The organism is Escherichia sp. KTE172, from assembly GCF_000408845.1.
Classification (GTDB): Bacteria; Pseudomonadota; Gammaproteobacteria; order Enterobacterales; family Enterobacteriaceae; genus Escherichia; species Escherichia coli.
The window spans coordinates 3,667,207-3,686,600 of sequence record NZ_KE137316.1; the positions used below are offsets into that span (position 1 = coordinate 3,667,207).

Below are 19,394 nucleotides of genomic sequence, written 5' to 3' on the forward strand. Positions count from 1 at the left end.
TCATCACGGTCAGTGATGAACGTGATGTTGCCAGCTCCCGACCTTTACTCCCTCTCATTTATTCACATTACAAGGATTTCATACATGAAAACATTGTCTCAGAACACCACCTCTTCGGCCTGTGCACCGGAGACTGACCTGCAACAACTGGTAGCCACTCCCGTCCCTGATGAACGGCGCATCAGCTTCTGGCCGCAGCACTTTGGCCTCATTCCACAGTGGGTGACCCTGGAGCCCCGTATCTTCGGCTGGATGGACCGTCTGTGTGAAGACTACTGCGGTGGTATCTGGAATCTGTACACCCTGAACAACGGCGGGGCATTTATGGCACCCGAACCGGATGACGATGATGACGAAACATGGGTACTGTTCAATGCCATGAACGGTAACCGCGCTGAAATGAGCCCGGAAGCCGCCGGCATTGCTGCCTGTCTGATGACGTACAGTCATCATGCCTGTCGTACGGAGTGTTATGCCATGACGGTCCATTATTACCGGCTGCGGGATTACGCCCTGCAGCATCCGGAATGCAGCGCCATTATGCGCATCATCGACTGAATGGAGGCAGGGACAATGCAGCAGCTTTCCTTTCTGCCCGGAGAGATGACGCCCGGCGAGCGCAGCCTCATTCAACGGGCCCTGAAAACCCTGGACCGCCATCTTCATGAACCCGGCGTGGCCTTCACCTCCACCCGTGCGGCACGAGAATGGCTGATTCTGAACATGGCGGGACTGGAGCGTGAAGAGTTCCGGGTGCTGTATCTGAACAACCAGAATCAGCTGATTGCCGGTGAAACCCTCTTCACCGGCACCATCAACCGCACGGAAGTCCATCCCCGGGAAGTGATTAAACGCGCCCTGTATCACAATGCCGCTGCTGTGGTGCTGGCACACAATCACCCGTCCGGTGAAGTCACACCCAGCAAGGCAGACCGCCTTATCACGGAACGTCTGGTACAGGCACTGGGCCTGGTGGATATCCGGGTGCCGGACCATCTGATAGTCGGTGGCAGCCAGGTTTTCTCCTTTGCCGAATATGGTCTGCTTTAACCCGTCACAACCACATCACACCTGTTTTCACTTTTATCTTCTGTCTTCAGAGGTATCCCACTATGAAAATCATCACCCGTGGCGAAGCCATGCGTATTCACCGTCAGCATCCGGCATCCCGTCTTTTTCCGTTCTGTACCGGCAAATACCGCTGGCACGGCAGTGCTGAAGCGTATACCGGTCGTGAAGTGCAGGATATTCCCGGTGTGCTGGCCGTGTTTGCAGAACGCCGTAAGGACAGTTTTGGTCCGTATGTCCGGCTGATGAGCGTCACCCTGAACTGATGTTCCGTCACCCGGAAAACGAGTACGACTGGCAGAGCTCAGACGCCGCTGTGGATGAGGTCCTGCTCATCAACGAATACACCTTTACCGAAGCCGGTCTGCGCGCCGGCTGACCCGTCATCGTTAAACTATCATTCACCGATTTTCTGTGAGGATTTTATCGTGTCAGACACACTTTCCGGGACAACGCATCCCGATGACAATGACGACCATCCCTGGTGGGGACTACCCTGCACAGTGACGCCCTGTTTCGGCGCCCGTCTGGTGCAGGAGGGTAACCGGTTGCATTACCTTGCCGACCGTGCCGGTATCAGAGGCCGGTTCAGAGATGCGGATGCGTACCCTCTGGACCAGGCCTTTCCGCTGCTGATGAAACAACTGAAATTAATGCTCACCAGTGGTGAACTGAATCCCCGCCATCAGCATACCGTGACACTGTATGCGAAGGGGCTGACCTGTGAAGCCGACACCCTCGGCTCCTGTGGTTACGTTTATCTGGCTGTTTATCCGACACCTGAAACGAAAAAGTAAACCACCAGAATAACCTTCTGCTCCGGCCTGGTGTTTTCACCACGCCACTGTCCCATTTTTTATCTCTGCATATCAGGAAAATCTTCAGTATGAAAACATTACCCGACACGCATGTACGGGAGGTATCGTGCTGCCCGTCTCCAGTCACCATCTGGCAGACACTGCTCACCCGGTTACTGGACCAGCATTCCCTGATTTCCTCATCGATATCGAATAAGCACTCGTCGCAGAATTCTTTATCGAGTGAGAGCCTCTGTTCAAGGACGCTTCTTTTTTTTGTTGCAACGTGCACATCCCTTCATCTTTCCGCGCCTTTGTGACCTCGTGATTTGGGGTACATGGAAAATGGGCGTAGCAAGCCTCAGCTAGATAACTAACCGTAATAAAAGGGCTTTTCTGCGAGCAATGTAAGAGAAGGATAACTAGGCAGGTTGCAAGAAAGATAATCGTTTTGATAGATCAGTTTATCGATATTGATCGTTAGTGCCGATCGATAAGAAGTGCGGAAACGTTAGACTCACCTCTGTTGCTCCATCATGATGATGGGGCTGTTGGCCCTCGAATCTATCTGTCTATTAGCATCGGCATGACAAACACCATTTGTTTCCACAACAAAAGACAATAGAAAAGTACATATGTACAAAAAGTGTGATTTATTCTGTCACTTCAGTACTTCCTTTCGCCTAAGTTTGCCCGTAATAATTCCCCGTGCAGTACTATTGTTGCGACATAACAACATGAATTACATGGTAATAATAGATGTTTTCCTCTGCTGATTCCTGTAAGGATCATGACTCCATACGACATCATTTTTAATTTTATACAGTTCAAAAAATCTACATGTGTCACAAATAATTTTACATTTGATAATGTATAGTTGTCACATGACAAGTTGATTATCATTCTGTGTAGACAAGGAGAACTGTTATGACGGATTCAATTCCATCAGGTTACAAGCCGCTGACATGTGACACGCTGCCGGGTTATCTCTCGTCCAGACTGACCCCTTCATGCGAACCGGGAGGGTTACCTGAAGAGTGGAAAGTTTCAGAAGTGGGGGACGGAAACCTGAACATGGTGTTTATCGTTGAGGGGACACATAAAACCATCATTGTAAAACAAGCTCTGCCCTGGCTTCGTGCCGGGGGCGAAGGATGGCCTTTATCTCTGAGCCGTGCGGGCTTTGAGTACAACGTCTTATGTCAGGAAGCCAAGTACGCGGGTCACACACTGATTCCGCAGGTCTATTTTTACGACCCGGAAATGGCGCTGTTTGCCATGGAGTATCTGACTCCTCACGTGATTCTGCGTAAGGAACTGATTAACGGTAAAAAATTCCCTAAACTAGCTGAAGATATCGGCAGATTTTTAGCACAGACTCTCTTCAATACGTCTGACATTGGCATGTCAGCAGAACAGAAAAAAGCGCTTACTGCCGAGTTCGCGTTGAATCATGAGCTGTGCAAAATTACGGAAGATCTGATCTTCACAGAGCCCTATTACAACGCTGAACGGAATAACTGGACTTCTCCTGAGCTGGACGATGCCGTCCATAAGGCCTGGGCTGATGTAGAGATGATCCAGGTTGCCATGCGTTATAAGTACAAATTTATGACAGAAGCGCAGGCATTGTTACATGGCGACCTTCATTCAGGCTCAATCATGGTGACCGACACGGATACCAAAGTGATTGATCCGGAGTTCGGTTTCATGGGGCCAATGGCGTTTGATATCGGCAACTATATTGGCAACCTCCTGCTGGCGTACTTCTCACGCCCTGGGTGGGATGCGAATGAGCAACGTCGCGCTGACTATCAGGAATGGCTGCTTCAGCAGATTGTCCAAACCTGGTCCGTTTTCACCCGGGAGTTCCGCCAGCTCTGGGACAACAAAACACAGGGCGACGCGTGGTCGACAGAAATGTATCAACAGAACAGGGCCGCTCTTGAGGACGCACAGGATCAGTTTTTTGCCACGCTGCTTGAAGATTCCCTGGTGAATGCCGGCATGGAAATGAATCGCCGGATCATTGGTTTTGCTGGCGTTGCCGAGCTGAAACAGATTGAAAATACAGAGCTTCGCGCAGGATGTGAACGACGTGCATTGACCATGGCGCGCGATCTTATCGTCAATGCCCGCCAGTTTAAAAATATGGATTCCGTCATCCAGTCTGCGAAGGTTAAGTAAGAGGTCATTATGAATATTAAAGGTAAACACTATCGTACGGTCTGGGTTTCCGGGGATGGAAAAGCGGTAGAAATCATCGATCAGACTAAGTTGCCTTTTAAGTTCGAGGTGGTGGCGCTTACCTCTGCGGAAATGGCCGCTACGGCTATTCAGGATATGTGGGTTCGTGGCGCTCCGCTTATTGGTGTCGTTGCAGCCTATGGCATCGCGCTGGGAATGAATCACGATGCCAGTGACATGGGTCTGCAGCGTTACTATGACCTTCTTATCAAAACCCGACCAACGGCAATTAATCTCAAATGGGCCCTCGACAGGATGATAGACACACTGAAGGATCTCTGTGTATCAGAGCGCAAGGATGTGGCCTGGGCGCTGGCGGCAGAAATTGCCGAGGAAGATGTCGCGTTGTGTGAACAAATTGGATTACATGGTGCAGAAGTCATCCGCGAAATAGCCCAGAAAAAACCGGCCGGGAGTGTGGTCAATATCCTGACACATTGTAACGCAGGCTGGCTGGCGACTGTAGACTGGGGAACCGCGCTTTCTCCCATCTACAAAGCGCATGAAAACGGAATCCCTGTTCACGTCTGGGTGGATGAAACGCGGCCACGTAATCAGGGCGGACTCACGGCATTTGAACTGGGCTCACACGGTATTCCTCACACCCTGATCGCCGACAACGCGGGTGGCCACCTGATGCAACACGGTGACGTTGATCTCTGCATTGTTGGGACCGATCGAACCACGGCCAGAGGGGATGTCTGTAATAAAATTGGTACCTATCTTAAGGCGCTGGCGGCCCATGATAACCATGTTCCCTTCTACGTCGCGTTACCTTCTCCCACTATTGACTGGACTATCGAGGACGGAAAAAGCATTCCGATTGAGCAACGTGACGGAAAAGAGCAGTCCCATGTCTATGGGATAAACCCTCAGGGAGAATTGAGCTGGGTCAATACCGCCCCTGAAGGAACCCGTTGTGGGAACTACGCTTTCGACGTCACGCCTGCCCGATACATTACCGGCTTCATTACTGAGCGGGGAGTCTGTGCTGCCAGTAAGTCAGCGCTGGCGGATATGTTTGCTGACCTGAAGAGTAAAGCACTCCAGGGGGAACAGCATTAAAACAGCGGCCATTGCTATTAAGGATCAGGAATGGAACGGATTAAGTTAGCAGAAAAAATCATTTCCACTTGTCGGGAAATGAATGCGTCAGGTCTTAATCAAGGAACATCAGGTAATGTGAGTGCCAGGTATACCGGTGGCATGTTGATTACGCCGAGTGGGATCGCTTATTCAAAGATGACGCCGGACATGATTGTCTTTGTAGACGATAAGGGAAAACCTGAAGCGGGTAAAATACCATCAAGTGAATGGTTAATTCATCTGGCGTGTTATAAAGCCAGACCAGAATTGAATGCTGTCATACATACGCATGCGGTGAATTCCACGGCGGTGGCAATACATAATCATTCAATTCCGGCCATTCATTATATGGTGGCGGTATCGGGGACGGATCATATTCCCTGTATTCCCTATTATACCTTTGGCAGTCCTGAACTGGCCGACGGTGTATCTAAAGGAATCAGAGAAAGTAAGTCCTTGCTGATGCAGCACCACGGTATGCTGGCCATGGACGTCACGCTGGAAAAGACGTTGTGGCTGGCGGGTGAAACCGAGACGCTGGCTGATTTATACATCAAATGTGGCGGATTACATCACGATGTTCCCGTGCTGTCTGAAGCCGAAATGACCATCGTCCTTGAAAAATTCAAAACGTATGGTTTGAAAGCGTAATTACAGCTTTATTTTAATTAATAACATATGACAGCCATTCGCAGAATGGCTGCTATTCCCTCTGTCCACAACGATTGATTATAACTACCACAAGGAGTTATTTATGTTTATCGTGGAATCGTATGCTGTCGCCATAATAATGTGTTTTATTACCATGATTTGCTGGGGTTCATGGGCGAATACAACTAAACTTGTCAGCAATAAAAAATGGGAGTTCCCTCTATTCTATTGGGATTATTCAATTGGATTATTGCTGTGTTCTTTGTTATTTGCCTTCACGCTGGGTTCTATGGGCGAAGCCGGTCGCAGTTTTATACCTGATATTCAGCAGGCGAGCAGCAGTAGTCTGATGTCGGCAATACTGGCAGGGATTATCTTCAATATTTCCAATATTCTTCTGGTCGCTTCTATTAATCTTGCCGGTATGGCGGTAGCTTTTCCTGTGGGTGTGGGGCTGGCACTGGCTCTGGGTGTGATCACCACCTATATCGGCAATCCGCAGGGCGATCCGCTCATTCTGTTCCTCGGTGTCGTCTGCGTTGTGATCGCCATTATTTTTACCGCGATAGCCTATGGTCGTGTCACGCAGGAGGCGGATAAATCTCGCCGTAATAAAGGTCTCATTACTGCCATTCTGGCGGGTATCATCATGGGATGGTTTTTCCGCTTCCTGGCGGACTCCATGTCTGACAATTTCAGCCAGCCTGCCAGCGGTCTGATGACGCCTTACTCAGCACTTGTTCTGTTTGCCGTGGGGCTGTTTTTGTCGAACTTTGTCCTTAACAGGCTGGTCATGAAAAAACCTATTTCAGGAGAACCGGTCAACGGGAAAATGTATTTTTCCGGGAGTTTACGGGATCATGTTTGCGGCTGGCTGGGCGGTATGATTTGGTGTGTCGGTCTGGCATTCAGTCTGATTGCGTCTGGTCAGGCGGGGTATGCCATTTCCTACGGTCTGGGACAGGGGGCCACAATGATTGCCGTGATCTGGGGAGTCTTCATCTGGAGAGAATTTGCCAGTGCGCCAGCCGGAACCAATAAACTGCTGCTGACCATGTTTATTTCATACATTGTGGGTATTGTTCTTATTATCGCCGCTAATCAATAAAATCCTGCCCCATATCTACATGGGGCAGTTGTTCATTCTTTTAGTGTGGTAATTCACACGCCAGCAAAAACTCTGCCGTTCCCTCATCAACAATCAGGTCCGTGACATATCCTCCCAGCAGGGCACCCAACGTTGCGTCATAGCCTCTTTCCCCACCAGCAAGGAAGATCTTCCGTTCAATCTGCCTTAGCTGAGCCAGACTGATTCCCAGAATACGCTGGTCAACATCAGCCACGACGGGCATCCCTTCCTTGTCATAGAAGCGACCACAAATGACACCTACTGCGCCTAAATCCCGATACGTCTGCATTTCCTTCTTATTCAGCACGCCCACCCGAATCAGGGGATTTTCATCAAGCGCGTTACCCACGACAAAAAAGGCTTTCGTACAGCGAGTCAGAACGTCAAAATTCGATCGAATAATAGGCTCTGCCTGTAACTCCATGGCCAGTCTGGCGCTTGATACCACGGCGGGCACGTGCAGCGAGGCGACACGGCCTGAAAGCTTGTAGGCGATTTGCGATGAGGATTCAATGATCGTCAGGTCTGGCTGAGATGGCATGGAACCGAGCATCTGTATAACGGTGACATTTTTACATGACTTCGGCGTCATGGTTTTGCTCATCTGATGGATTGTTCTTCCCCAGGCAACCCCCAGCACATCACCATTCTCAATCACCTGATTCAGATACATGCCACCGGCACGTGAAAGGCGAGTCCGCATCAGCTTTGTATCATCACGTTTTCCGGCATGTTCGCCATCCGGCACGATGATCACTCTCTGGAGATTGAATTTATCGCGAATTTGCAAAGCAGCGTCGATAGAGCCAAAGACATTCACATCCAGGTTGATATGAACCAGTCCATTTTCCCGGGCTGTTTGCAGGTATTTGACAACCGTGACGCGGGACACCCCCATGATAGCTGCAACTTCAGTCTGGCTTTTGCCTTCCTGATAGTACAGCCATGTTGCATGAAGTACGGGATCATCATTGAACAGGCTGCTGTTTGTTTGATCTCTATCCACTTTTGTATACCTGTATTAAACCGGGGAAATGCTCATCTTAACCCTGTTTACCCGGAGAGTTGATGCAGATTGCCAGTGGCATGATTTTATACAGATATTTTATTCTTTTACATGAAATAAACCAGCATACCATTTGAGCGATCGCCCGCTGTTCCCCCATACTGTAAAGCCGGAGACATGCTCCGGCTTTACAGTATTACTGAGAATACACCCATCAAGCATAATCGAAGGTTCAATATCGCCCCTTTTTGATCGCCAGCGATTCGTCACCGTGCAGACGGTTGCCGTCACTCACTAAATTATGGGGGACAGTGAACAACAGGTTGGCTCACTGGCAAGAACCCGATTATAAAACTAAGCTGGCGAGCAGAATAAAAATCAGCCCACTGATGGATAAGAGTGTGGACATCAGCGTCCAGGATAACAGCGTTTCTTTGGTGGTCAGGCCAAAAAAGTCTTTAATCATCCAGAAACTGGCATCGTTAACGTGAGAACAAATACAGGATCCGGCACCGGTAGCCAGCGTAATCAAGGCCAGGTTGGTATTGGGATGTACTGCCAACAATGGGATGACCAGACCGGCGGTAGAGATCGCCGCGACGGTGGCTGAACCCAGACAAATACGCAGGAATGCGGCCACGCCCCAGGCCATCAGGATCGGGTTAATATCCATACCCGAAACCAGGGTGGAAATATACTGACCAACGCCAGAGTCGATGAGAACTTGCTTGAATGCACCACCACCACCGATAATCAGCAGCAGACCGGCAATACCCGCGATAGCTTTTCCGCAAGAATCCATCAGGTCAGGGATTGTTTTCCCGCGCCCCAGGCCCATGGTATAGATCGCGAATAGCAGTGAAATCAGCATGGCGATCGTTGAATTACCTAAGAACAGTATCACGTTGTAAAATAAGCCTGAATCCGCGGCACTTTTGGCATGAGTCATCTGGATGATGGTGACAACCGCCATCAGGATCACCGGCAGCATTGCCGTGAGAAAACTGATCCCAAAGCCTGGCATTTCGCTTTCGCTGAATCGGCGGGTCGCGCCGAGAGAGGCTATATTCCCCTCTTTTTTAAAGGCGTCCGGAATAATGCGCTGGCAGAATTTATTCAATACCGGGCCGCAAAGAATAAAGGTTGGAATGCCGACAATGATACCGTATATCAGTACCAATCCTACATCAGCGCCATATTCCCTGGCGATAACAGTCGGGCCGGGGTGCGGCGGCAAAAAACCGTGTGCGACCAGCAAACCAGAAAGCATCGGCACACACATAAACATCGGTGATATTTTTGCTTCACGGGCAATAGCGAATAAAATAGGTACCAGAAGAATTAAACCGACTTCGAAAAAAAGTGCGATACCGACAATAAACGCCGAACAGACCACTGCCCAGTCAAGTTTATTTTTCCCGAAATAATTCAGCATGGTCAGCGCTATTCGCTGCGCACCACCCGCATCGGCCAGCAAGCGACCGAGCATAACACCGAAGCCAAATATCAAACCAATATGGCCCAGCGTACCGCCAAGTCCGGATTCGACTGAGGTGACGACTTTACTCAAATCCATACCACTGGCGATGGCGACAGCAATCGAGACAATAATTAACGAAACAAACGTATTAAGCTTAATTTTTATGGTTAAAAGCAGGAGTAAAGCAATCCCTGCCACAACGATAATTAGTGGCATAACGTCCTCTCATAACAGGGTAGCGACCCATCATTATCCGACTGAGCAAATAACGAATGATGCAGAGTCGGATAATTCAGGTGTCTGGATGTTTTTATTTATGCTTTCAGTTTTTATTCATAAAATCGCGCAAAGCCGCGCCAATTTTGTTTACATCATAAATACAACCGGTCCATGTCCCACCACTCACGGCCTGAAGCATTGCCCATAGCCGGGTATCATCTGGCAATTCAGGATCGGGAAGTAAATCCTGATGGCTGGGTCTGGCATTTAATATTGCAGTTGCCTCCTCCTGTGAAGGTAATTGTTCATCGCTACGGGTTCCGAGGAAATTGACTTCGCCGTGAAGCTCGCGACAATCAATTTTAATTTCAATTAAATCCCCGGTGCGTAATTTACCGATGGGGCCTCCGGCCAGCGCTTCTGGCCCCACATGGCCGATGCACGCGCCAGTAGAAACGCCCGAGAAACGTGCATCGGTGATTAACGAAACATGCTTACCGTATGACAGATGCTTCAGGGCACTGGTAACCTGGTAGGTTTCTTCCATCCCTGTACCTGAAGGTCCAACGCCAATAATGACCAGAATATCGCCCGCCTTGATCTTGTCATGTTTGATATCGTAAATCGCACTTTTCTCGGACAGATAAACCTTCGCCACACCTTTATGGTAATAGATACCTTGCTCATCAATCATCGAGGGGTCAATGGCGGTGGATTTGATCACCGAACCTTCTGGCGCAATATTGCCCACCGGGAAGGTGATAGTTGAGGTTAATCCGCGCGCTTTTGCTTGCTGCGGAGACATGATCACTTCGTCAGCGTTGATTTGTTCCTGATCGAGCAGGAGTTGCTTGAACCGCTGACGCCGTTCGGAGTGCTCCCACCAGTCGAGGTTTTCTTTCAGCGTGCTGCCGGTAACCGTCATAACGTCTTCATGCAACAATCCGAGGCTGCGCAGATGCAACATGACTTCCGGCACACCACCTGCCATAAAGGCATTGACCGTTGGATGATAAACCGGGCCATTAGGCAGTACGCTCACCAGTCGGGGCACGCGCTTGTTGATGCGGATCCAGTCATCAACGGTCGGGATATGGCAACCTGCCTGGTGAGCAATTGCCGGGATGTGTAACAGCAGGTTTGTTGAACCACCGAACGCGGCATGGACCGTCATCGCATTCTCTATCGCTTTATCGGTGAGAATTTCCCGGGTGGTGATGCCTTTTTGACTCAGGTTCAGCGCAGCTCGCGCGGAAGCTCTGGCGATCTCCCGCCACACAGGCTCACCGGAAGGGGCCAGGGCTGAATGTGGGATTGCCAGTCCCAATCCTTCGGCCACCACCTGAGATGTCCCGGCAGTGCCCAAAAATTGACAGCCGCCGCCGGAAGAGGCACAGGCTTTACAGCCCGCACGGCGTGCGTCCTGTAGAGATAATTCGCCATTGGCGAAGCGTGCGCCAATGGTTTGCACCTTGCCGTTGTCTTCTCCATCCTTTGCGGGCAGCGTCGCGCCGCCGGGGACCAGCACGGTTGCGATGTTGTGCTGCGCGGCGAGTGCCATCATGGTGGCCGGAAGCCCCTTATCGCAACTCGCCACACCAATAACTGCTTTCGCGTCGGGCAGAGAGCGAATAAGGCGGCGCATTACCATCGATGCGTCATTTCGGTATGGTAGCGAATCAAACATCCCCGTTGTACCCTGAGTACGCCCGTCACAAGGATCGGAGACGTACACGGCATAGGGCAGGGCATGGTTGGCTTTAATAACCTCGGCCGCCGCTTTCATCTGGATGTCCAGTTCGTAATGCCCCTGGTGCAACGCCAGCGCCACGGGTTTACCGTCTGCGCCGCGTAAGCCACCGAGTGTACTGAGCAGTAAAATACCGTCCCGATCCAGCTCGTCCGGAGACCAACCCATTCCGGCATTCATGGTCATACCGAACAGATCCCCGCTCGGGCGGTTGATAAGCATCTCTGCGGTTAATGGGAGTTCGCCGTCCGGGCCATCGGCGTGCGTTCTGACGGTGTAAATATCGTGGCTCTCGTCAGCAAAAATATTGCGAACAGACATGAGTTTCTCCTCAGACTGGTAAAATGCCCTGCGCGGTAAGCAGCACGTGGACTTTATCTTTTGCTTCTTCAGATGCTTCAAGAATCGGTGGTAAGCAATATGTCTCTACAGGCAGCCCGACACACTGCATGCTGTATTTGATCAGTGAGACAAACGGTGTTTCGAGGGCGTAAATAGCGGGCAGTTGTAGTAGTTTTTTATTCAGCGTCGCAGCGGTCGCCAGATCGCCTTCACGCCAGGCGCGGTAGATGCCGACGGAGAGTTCCGGAGCAAAGTTAGCGCTGGCGGTTATCGCACCGTCGCCGCCCAGCAGCATCGTATTCAGCAAATGATCATCGTAACCGCAGAATACCGAAAACGACGGGCGTACCGACTTAACTGTGTTGATCATCGTACGCAAGTGACCAACGCTGTCGATGGTGTCTTTGATGCCAACGATATTCTCGTTTTGCAGAGCCAGACGCGTCACGGTTTCCGGGGTTAAGTCCTGACCCGTCAGATCCGGAAAGTTGTACAGGATCACCGGTAGGGTGACGCTACGGGCGATCTGCTGGTAATAGTCGTCAAGATTTCGTGGTGCGACTTTCCAGTAGTAGGGGTTGATGGCGACGATACCATCAGCGCCGTAGGCTTGCGCATGCTGCGCCAGTTTGACCGCTTCGTCAGTGGAAGGGGAACCGACGCCAATCAATACCGGCACTCGCCCGTCGACAATGGTTACAGCTTCTTCGGCGAGTGCCATGCGCTGGGCTGTATTCATTTGGCTAAATTCACCACCGGTACCCAGATAAAACAGCCCGTCGACCCCTTTATTAATCAGGAAGTCGGCAACTTCGCGCATTGCCTTTTTATCAAGGGTTCCGTCACGATGAAACGTGCTGGATACCGGTGGAATAATGCCGCTGAATTTTTTCATTACCTCAGTTTCCTTTTCGTAAGTGCTCATTTTCGTTTCTGTATCCCAGCCCATATGATATTTGCTCAGCGCATTTCCGGAGCAATTCCAGATAGCTGTCTATCTTATTTCCTGAATAAACTACCGGATCGCCAGAAAGTGAGATTGCATAGTTAACTCTGTTATACATATTGAATACCGGCATACTTAAACATACCGCCCCATAGGTTGATTCTTCGTTGTCTATGGCCCATCCCCGAAGGCGTGTTTTTTGTAATTCTTCCAGAAACAATTTTTTATCGGTAAATGTATTGCGCGTATGTGGAGTTAACGTGAGTGCTTCTAAAAAATAATCCAGTTCTTCTCGTGTCTTCCAGGCTAATAATGCCTTACCCAACGCGGTAATATGCAACTCAAGTTTTTTGCCAATCCAGCTTTTGCTCGTCGGTACAGAGTCCGGACTTTCGATCTTGTCGAGATAGATAGCCGAAATGCTCTCCATCGCCCCAAGATGACAAACCAGTCCACTTTTCAGCGACAACTCCTGCATTGGCCGCTTAGTCACCTCAAATATATTTTGACGGTGTAACGCCTGACAACCCAATTCGTAGTTTTTTATTCCCAGTGAATAGTAGCCGTTTTTGTTTTTAATTAAGAAACCACAATCCACCATTACATTCAATAAATTAAGCAGGCTGCTTTTGGGGTACTGGAATTTATTTAATAACTCCATATAACTTGCCATACCAACCCATGCAATGTGGGTTAATATTTTTTCAGCACGGACTAATGAATTACACCCTTTGCGAACCATAATGGCTCCTCCTTGCTCATGGAATAAATGGTATCGGCATTACATAGTGGAAAATATGCTTTGTTCAGCATGCTGAACCGTAATGATGTGATTAAATGTGATCTTGTACACACTTTGAATAATGAATCCAGAACAGCCACATTTAGTGAATGAGAATAAAAAGTAGATGGCGTGTTGTTGCAACATCGTAGTGTGTGGATTGCGCCTAGAGCTTCTTTATTCGTTCGAGCGCATCGCCAATATTTTCTATTGGGTGCCATTGATTATTTTTGCTTGAAATCCCTCTCGAATGAACTTACTTATCACTTTATTGAATGAGGTAAAAACAACTGACATCCGGCTCGCTGATAACGCTGTGCAATAGTCTCAGGTAACCCGCTGTCACTGATGATCGTTTTAATACATGATAGTGTTGCTACAGCATGCGGCTCAACGGCATCAAATTTTGAGTGATCGGCCATGAGAATAACTTCACGCGAGCGTTGAATAATCCGTGTTTTCACCCCGACCTCAAACATGGTGGCATTGGTGATCCCCGTCTCCAGCGACAGCGCATCGCAGGAGATAAACGCACGTTCTACGGAAAAGGCATTGATCATCTCCAGCGCCAGACTCTCTCCTACCGAAAAATAACCTGGGCGAATCAGTCCTCCGATAATGTAACTTTCCACATGGGGAAAACAGCCCAGTTCATTGGCGATTTTAATGTCGTTGCAGATGACCTTTACCCGCGCATCGGCCAGGCATTTCGCCAGTTCGAGGCAGGTTGAGCCGGAGTCGAGAAAAAAGCAGTCGCCATCTTTGATCATTGTTCGGGCAAGGGCAGCTATTTCTCTTTTCGCCACAGATTGCAATGTACGTTTCACGTCGAAGACGTACTCTTTGTCGTCTGTACTGTCGTCGAAGTCCAGGCAACCGTGACCGCGGATCATGCCTGGATACTGGTTGACAATATACTGGAAATCACGACGGACAGTCGCTTCCGCATAGCCAAAAAGCTCCATGGCCTGCTGTGTGGAGAGGTGACGATGTTGCCACAGGTAGTGCAGCATCTGTTTGATACGGTCAGGTCTCTGTTGGCTCATCAGAAACAATCTCCTCTTACAGGGTGGCGAATTGAGCTAAGGTCGCGCGATAGTCAGATGAAGAGAACAGGGCGCGCCCAATCACCATATGTTGCGCCCCAGCTGCTGCCAGTTGCTGTGCAGCTGCCAGCGTAATTCCACCGTCGGCCCAGCACTCGGTCTGAGGAAAAGCCGTGCGTACTTTTTGGATTTTCTCGCACATGGAGGGAATAAACCGCTGTCCCTGCCCATCGGGCTCACTGGTCATCACCATCACTCCGTCCAGCTCAGACGCCAGATATCGCCAGGCGTCGATCGGGGTTGCCGGATTAAATACCAGTCCGGCTCGTGCGCCGGTATGGCGGATCTCAGTTAACGTTTCCGAAGGATAGTCCAGCGTTTCTGCATGAACGAAGATCCACGCGGGTCTGATTTCAGCCAGCGCGTTAAACCAGCGCTGTGGCCGGGCAAGCATGAAATGAAAGGACAAGGGATGAGGCGTCTGTCTGGCGACGGCCTGCACCGTTTTCATCCCAAACGTAATGTTGTTAATGAAGCTGCTGTCCTCAATATCCAGATGCAGGCTCCCAAAATCCAGATTGTCCAATGCCGTCAGCTCACGACCATAGTGCAGAGGATTTGCGCTGGCGAGAGAAGGGTGCAGGATCATAAGCGCCTCCGTTAACCTGATACCAGCGCAAACAGTGCATCGTCTGTGCTGGCATTTCCCACTGCCGTTAAGCGTTGTGGCGAATCAATAAACTGGCTGATGCGCTGAATGGTCAAAATATGTGCGTTGGCATCCGTGGCGCTGACGCAGAGAAGCAGCCAGACGGGGTCGCACTCCTCGTTACCAAAGGCGACCGGGGTGCGTAGCGTGGTGATACTGACCTGATTATAGTTTGCGCCTTGCTCTGGTCGGGCGTGAGGCAAGGCGATTCCTGGGGCTATCAGATAATAAGGCCCCCAGTTAAGGGTATTTTCGATGATCCCATTAACGTAGCATGGCTGCGCGGCACCATAGGCTACCAGCGGGCGGGTGGCGATTTCCACGGCCTGACGCCAGTCGGTGGCTTTACGTTGTGCCTGTACCCATTTAATATCGTTAATCATCCGTCGTTGACTCCATGCCGATTCGGGTTAATCTGGTAGCGATCCCCGTCGATACTTTTGACGAAGGCGGCAGGGATCGCAGAAGGGTTATTGCTCTTTGCCGGGGATAAGCGCTCTGCTTATCCCCATCTTATCGGCGTATATGATGCACTTTCTCCATAAACTGACTGACTCGCGCCTGGTCAACGAAATTGGCAAAAACGCCGTCCTTTTTAAAGGTGGTTGCGGTCACACAGCCATCGGCGATACTGAGTTGTTCCTCCACGTTTTCCAGGCAGACGCCCGTGTTGGCCAACACGACGGTGTCAGGCACCGTTTCTTTGACCCGTTTTAACAGCGCGCTGTCGGTACGCGTCCCGGCGGTCAGGCCAGAAACACAGAGCGCATCAGGATGGTTGTTAAATACTGTCGATTTAGCAATAGAACAGATATCGCGATTGCCCAGATACACGGCGGCCTCTGGGACGATATTGAACAAGGTTTTCACTTCGCCTGCACCAATCCGGTGTTGATGACGGATGGTCTCACCGACGTTAGTGTCCCAGACGCCAAAGTCGCTGGCATAGGCACCGGTAAATATCTCGCGGATAAACTTAGCGCCGGTAGCCATCGCCAGGTCGAATGAGGCGACCGGATCCCACAGAACATTCACGCCAAACGGGATGCGGATATCGCTCATTAATTGCCCGATGATTCGTGCCATTGCCGCAGTGGTTTCCGGACGCACCTTCGTGAGATAGGGAAGACTAAACTCGTTGGAGAACATGACTGCATCCACCCCACCATTTTGGAGCGCCATCAGATCGTCCCAGGCTTTGTCGATAACCCAGTTCATCCCCAACTGCGCATCAAAACTCGGGTCGCCGGGCAATGCACGTAGATGGCACATGGCGATGACCGCTTTTTCCGTCCCAATAACCTCTTTCAGCCAACTCATTGAAAGTACTCCTTATTCCGATAATTCACGTTTACGTAAGAACAGCACGACGCTGGCGACAATACCGACCGCCACGACAACGCCAATAATCCCAAGCGACATCAATTCAGAAATCGACCAACCGAACATATTGCCCACGGACAACGCTGAGATTTGCGCACTTTCACCGGCAAAACTGAAACCGCCTTTGAGCGCCATTTCAGTGAAGTAAGGCGCGAACTGGGTGGCGATCAGCAGGACGGTAATCATCACGATGACCCCGCTTATCAACGTCCTGACCAGGTCTCCGCGGTGGATAACCGTAGCCATACAGATAAAGAACGGTGCTACCGGCAGGTCTGCGAGGGGTAACACTTTGTTGCCCGGTAAAATGCTGGCCAGAATTAACATAATGGGTATCAGTAGCAGACCGACAGCAATGGTGGTTGGATGCCCCAGCGTCACAGCAGTATCCAGACCGATATACACTTCACGTCCTTTGAAATATTTCTGGAAGAACTTTCTTGCACCGTCGGAGATGGGCAGCAGGCCCTCAACAATCAGGCGGATCATGCGCGGGAACAACACCATGATTGCCGCAACGGTAATCATCAGACTGGCGCAACCTTTAAAGCCTTCACCAGCCGCCAGGCCAAAAATCAGACCGAGCACTACGCCGATAATCACCGGATCGCCGACCATGCCGTAGCGTTTCTGGATCTCCTGAGCATCGATATTGCGTCCCTTCATGAAAGGGATTTTTTCATAGATAGCATCAAGTAGAACGAAAAGCGGTACTGAACTGGAACCGTAGCCTTGCGGTATCGAAATACCTTCCAGCCCGACGATGTTCTGTACCCGTTTTGCCGTCCAGTCGGCCATTTTTAACGATAGCGCCGCATGGCAGATTGCCCCCAGCACACCATAAATCAGGCTACCGGTCATAAGCTGGACCACCGTACCCGTAATGGCGTAGTGCCAGTAATTGTAAATATCGACGTTCATCGTTTTGGTCAGACGGGTGACCAGCATGGCGACATTGAGAAGAAAAATAACTGGGATAATCATGGCGCCAATGGCTGTCGCATAACCAACGCCGGAGGCAGGGCCTGCGCCAACGTCAAAGACATGCAGGGCTAGGCCGAAACGCTCAATCATCACTTTGATAGGGGGACTGAGGCTGTCGATCGCCATGACGATCACCAGTCCCATACCGACAAAACCAATCCCAACCGTTACCCCTGCCTTAATCGCCTGCAGCCAGGGGATGCGGAAGATAAGGCCAATCACGATCATGATGATAGGGACGAAAACGGTACCGCCGAGAGACAGGATGTAATCAAACATAATGCCTCCTTTTATTGAGTTAACAGAGCCTTGATTTGTTGTTTTAACGCGTCGTCGTTGATCCCTGTGAGCAGGGCGGCGCCATTAAGCGTAGGGATGCCGTAATCACTGTTGGTTCGCATGGAGGTTACAATAAGGTCCATACCGTTACAGTTAAGAGGGATCTCATTCAGACAGCATTGGGCGGTAGTGGCTGAAATGCCCTGTTCAGTCAGGAACTCTTGCAGCTTGTGTGCAATCATGGTTGAAGTCGACATGCCGGTACCGCATGCCACAAGGATCTTTTTCATAATGGATGTGCCTCTTGTGTAGTGCCTGAATCAGGCTCAACGGGGAAATGTGCTGCTGACATACCTGCCAGAGCGGTCAATAGGCGGATGCAATCAGTCAAATCACGCAGGCTGGCAACCTCCGCCGGAGAATGGGTATAGCGACAAGGAATAGAGAGACTGGCGCAGGGAATACCATCCTGCTCAACCTGGATATAACCGGTTTCTGTTATCACGCCGGGAGCCACTTCTCGCTGCACCGGAATGTTGTGTTCAAGAGCCGTCTGTTCCAACATCCGTATCAGGCGAGGAGGCGTGATTAATCCGGCCAGCGTTCCCCGACCATGGTAGTTCAGGCAGGTGATCCCAACGCCCTGATTAATCCTGACCTCGGAATAATCGTGTAAATCAGGGGTGTCACACGATGGAGTGATATCAATACCAATCGCCAGGTCAGGTTTTACACGGCGTAATACGGGAACAATGCCGCGGATATTAAATTCTTCCTGTACCGAAGCCACCAGATAAACGGCGATATCAAGCTCCATAGTACTGATAGCATCCGCTACACCGAGCAGGGCAGTACAGCCTAGACGATCGTCTAGTGCTTTACTGCACACCAGATCGTTTGCCAGGAGTTGCGGCGGGTTATACAGAGTGACAGGCGTACCGACCTGAATGCCCATCCGTATAGCGTCGTCTTTGTCTTTGGCACCAATATCAATCCACAGTTTGTCGACAGAAGGTGACTGCGTGCGCTCGTCGCCTTTGGCAAAGTGGTAGGACTTAATGCCGATACACCCCATGACTGGCCCTTTGTCCCCGGTGAGGGTGACGATGGAACCAGCCATAGTGACCTGCGCAGGACCGCCTACGCGTTCAAAGCGTAAAAATCCAGACGGCTCTATTTTGCGCACCATAAAACCGACTTCATCCATATGCGCAAAAATCATCAGTCGCAGCGCATCGGGTTTATCACTACCGTAGCGCGCGACGACATTCCCAAGCCTGTCTCGCCAGACCTCTTTTGCCTGACGCCTGAATTCGCACAGCATGACGTCAGCGACAGCGTTTTCGTGTCCTGAAATCGCATTGTGCTGCAAAAGCGAGAACAGGGTTTCCTGCACAGAAAATGACATAGCTATCTCCGTAGACCGTAAAACAATCACTCGTTGAGCGTTTTATAGGCGCAGACTGGTCGAATAATTGTGAGAACGTTCAC

20 protein-coding genes and 1 pseudogene are annotated in these 19,394 nt (G+C 50.4%); 9 read left to right on the forward strand and 12 right to left on the reverse strand.

Annotated features, from left to right (window positions below; translation table 11 throughout):
- The first annotated feature begins 84 nt into the window (after nt 1-84).
- The 9 genes and pseudogenes from G434_RS06780 to G434_RS06740 all read left to right on the forward strand — a co-directional run bounded on the left by G434_RS06780 (nt 85) and on the right by G434_RS06740 (nt 6,957).
- Nucleotides 85-558 (forward strand): antirestriction protein, encoded by a 474-nt coding sequence (locus G434_RS06780; protein WP_000855064.1) that lies wholly within the window; start codon nt 85-87, stop codon nt 556-558.
- Between the two features lie 15 nt (nt 559-573).
- A complete protein-coding gene (locus G434_RS06775) occupies nt 574-1,050 on the forward strand; it encodes a JAB domain-containing protein (RefSeq protein WP_001186775.1) in 477 nt (158 codons plus the stop codon).
- Between the two features lie 62 nt (nt 1,051-1,112).
- Nucleotides 1,113-1,334 (forward strand): DUF987 domain-containing protein, encoded by a 222-nt coding sequence (locus G434_RS06770; protein WP_000692345.1) that lies wholly within the window; start codon nt 1,113-1,115, stop codon nt 1,332-1,334.
- Between the two features lie 162 nt (nt 1,335-1,496).
- Nucleotides 1,497-1,865 (forward strand): type IV toxin-antitoxin system YeeU family antitoxin, encoded by a 369-nt coding sequence (locus G434_RS06760; protein ID WP_001295723.1) that lies wholly within the window; start codon nt 1,497-1,499, stop codon nt 1,863-1,865.
- 89 nt (nt 1,866-1,954) lie between these two features.
- Nucleotides 1,955-2,053, forward strand: a pseudogene (locus tag G434_RS28215) (TA system toxin CbtA family protein); the annotation flags it as partial.
- 739 nt (nt 2,054-2,792) lie between these two features.
- Nucleotides 2,793-4,052, forward strand: coding sequence for an S-methyl-5-thioribose kinase (gene mtnK / locus G434_RS06755; protein WP_000132327.1), 1,260 nt, complete (start codon nt 2,793-2,795; stop codon nt 4,050-4,052).
- 9 nt (nt 4,053-4,061) lie between these two features.
- Entirely contained in the window at nt 4,062-5,177 is a 1,116-nt protein-coding gene (mtnA, locus tag G434_RS06750) for an S-methyl-5-thioribose-1-phosphate isomerase (protein WP_001022014.1), read from the forward strand.
- Between the two features lie 30 nt (nt 5,178-5,207).
- Nucleotides 5,208-5,849: an L-fuculose-phosphate aldolase gene (locus G434_RS06745; RefSeq protein ID WP_000439687.1), complete on the forward strand. Its 642-nt coding sequence runs from the start codon at nt 5,208-5,210 to the stop codon at nt 5,847-5,849.
- 103 nt (nt 5,850-5,952) lie between these two features.
- Nucleotides 5,953-6,957, forward strand: a complete 1,005-nt coding sequence (locus tag G434_RS06740; RefSeq protein ID WP_000471147.1) for a GRP family sugar transporter — start codon at nt 5,953-5,955, stop codon at nt 6,955-6,957.
- Between the two features lie 40 nt (nt 6,958-6,997).
- Here the strand turns inward: G434_RS06740 and G434_RS06735 are convergent, their stop codons facing one another.
- From G434_RS06735 to G434_RS06680, 12 genes are all read right to left on the reverse strand, one after another.
- Nucleotides 6,998-7,984, reverse strand: coding sequence for a sugar-binding transcriptional regulator (locus G434_RS06735; RefSeq protein ID WP_000373366.1), 987 nt, complete (start codon nt 7,982-7,984; stop codon nt 6,998-7,000).
- A 346-nt stretch (nt 7,985-8,330) separates the two neighbouring features.
- Nucleotides 8,331-9,680, reverse strand: a complete 1,350-nt coding sequence (locus tag G434_RS06730; protein ID WP_001128363.1) for a GntP family permease — start codon at nt 9,678-9,680, stop codon at nt 8,331-8,333.
- A gap of 106 nt (nt 9,681-9,786) precedes the next feature.
- On the reverse strand, nt 9,787-11,754 hold the full coding sequence (yjhG, locus tag G434_RS06725) for a xylonate dehydratase YjhG (RefSeq protein WP_000116326.1): 1,968 nt from the start codon (nt 11,752-11,754) through the stop codon (nt 9,787-9,789).
- 10 nt (nt 11,755-11,764) lie between these two features.
- The gene (locus G434_RS06720) at nt 11,765-12,670 is read right to left on the reverse strand and encodes a dihydrodipicolinate synthase family protein (RefSeq protein ID WP_000714563.1); all 906 of its coding nucleotides are present in this window, start codon (nt 12,668-12,670) and stop codon (nt 11,765-11,767) included.
- 4 nt (nt 12,671-12,674) lie between these two features.
- The gene (locus tag G434_RS06715; RefSeq protein WP_000251798.1) at nt 12,675-13,463 is read right to left on the reverse strand and encodes an IclR family transcriptional regulator; all 789 of its coding nucleotides are present in this window, start codon (nt 13,461-13,463) and stop codon (nt 12,675-12,677) included.
- 302 nt (nt 13,464-13,765) lie between these two features.
- On the reverse strand, nt 13,766-14,548 hold the full coding sequence (locus G434_RS06710; protein ID WP_000082780.1) for a DeoR/GlpR family DNA-binding transcription regulator: 783 nt from the start codon (nt 14,546-14,548) through the stop codon (nt 13,766-13,768).
- Between the two features lie 16 nt (nt 14,549-14,564).
- On the reverse strand, nt 14,565-15,197 hold the full coding sequence (locus tag G434_RS06705; protein WP_000600622.1) for a ribulose-phosphate 3 epimerase family protein: 633 nt from the start codon (nt 15,195-15,197) through the stop codon (nt 14,565-14,567).
- Between the two features lie 11 nt (nt 15,198-15,208).
- Complete coding sequence (gene sgcA / locus G434_RS06700; protein WP_000606406.1) at nt 15,209-15,640, reverse strand: SgcA family PTS sugar transporter subunit IIA; 432 nt, start codon at nt 15,638-15,640, stop codon at nt 15,209-15,211.
- A 130-nt stretch (nt 15,641-15,770) separates the two neighbouring features.
- On the reverse strand, nt 15,771-16,577 hold the full coding sequence (sgcQ, locus tag G434_RS06695; protein WP_000118626.1) for a BtpA family protein SgcQ: 807 nt from the start codon (nt 16,575-16,577) through the stop codon (nt 15,771-15,773).
- Nucleotides 16,578-16,589: 12 nt separating this feature from the next.
- Entirely contained in the window at nt 16,590-17,903 is a 1,314-nt protein-coding gene (gene sgcC / locus G434_RS06690; RefSeq protein ID WP_000460843.1) for a PTS sugar transporter subunit IIC SgcC, read from the reverse strand.
- Nucleotides 17,904-17,914: 11 nt separating this feature from the next.
- Complete coding sequence (sgcB, locus tag G434_RS06685; RefSeq protein WP_000722973.1) at nt 17,915-18,193, reverse strand: PTS sugar transporter subunit IIB SgcB; 279 nt, start codon at nt 18,191-18,193, stop codon at nt 17,915-17,917.
- Nucleotides 18,190-19,311 (reverse strand): M42 family metallopeptidase, encoded by a 1,122-nt coding sequence (locus tag G434_RS06680; protein ID WP_000010829.1) that lies wholly within the window; start codon nt 19,309-19,311, stop codon nt 18,190-18,192. The genes sgcB and G434_RS06680 overlap by 4 nt, the downstream gene beginning before the upstream one ends.
- Nucleotides 19,312-19,394 lie beyond the last annotated feature (83 nt).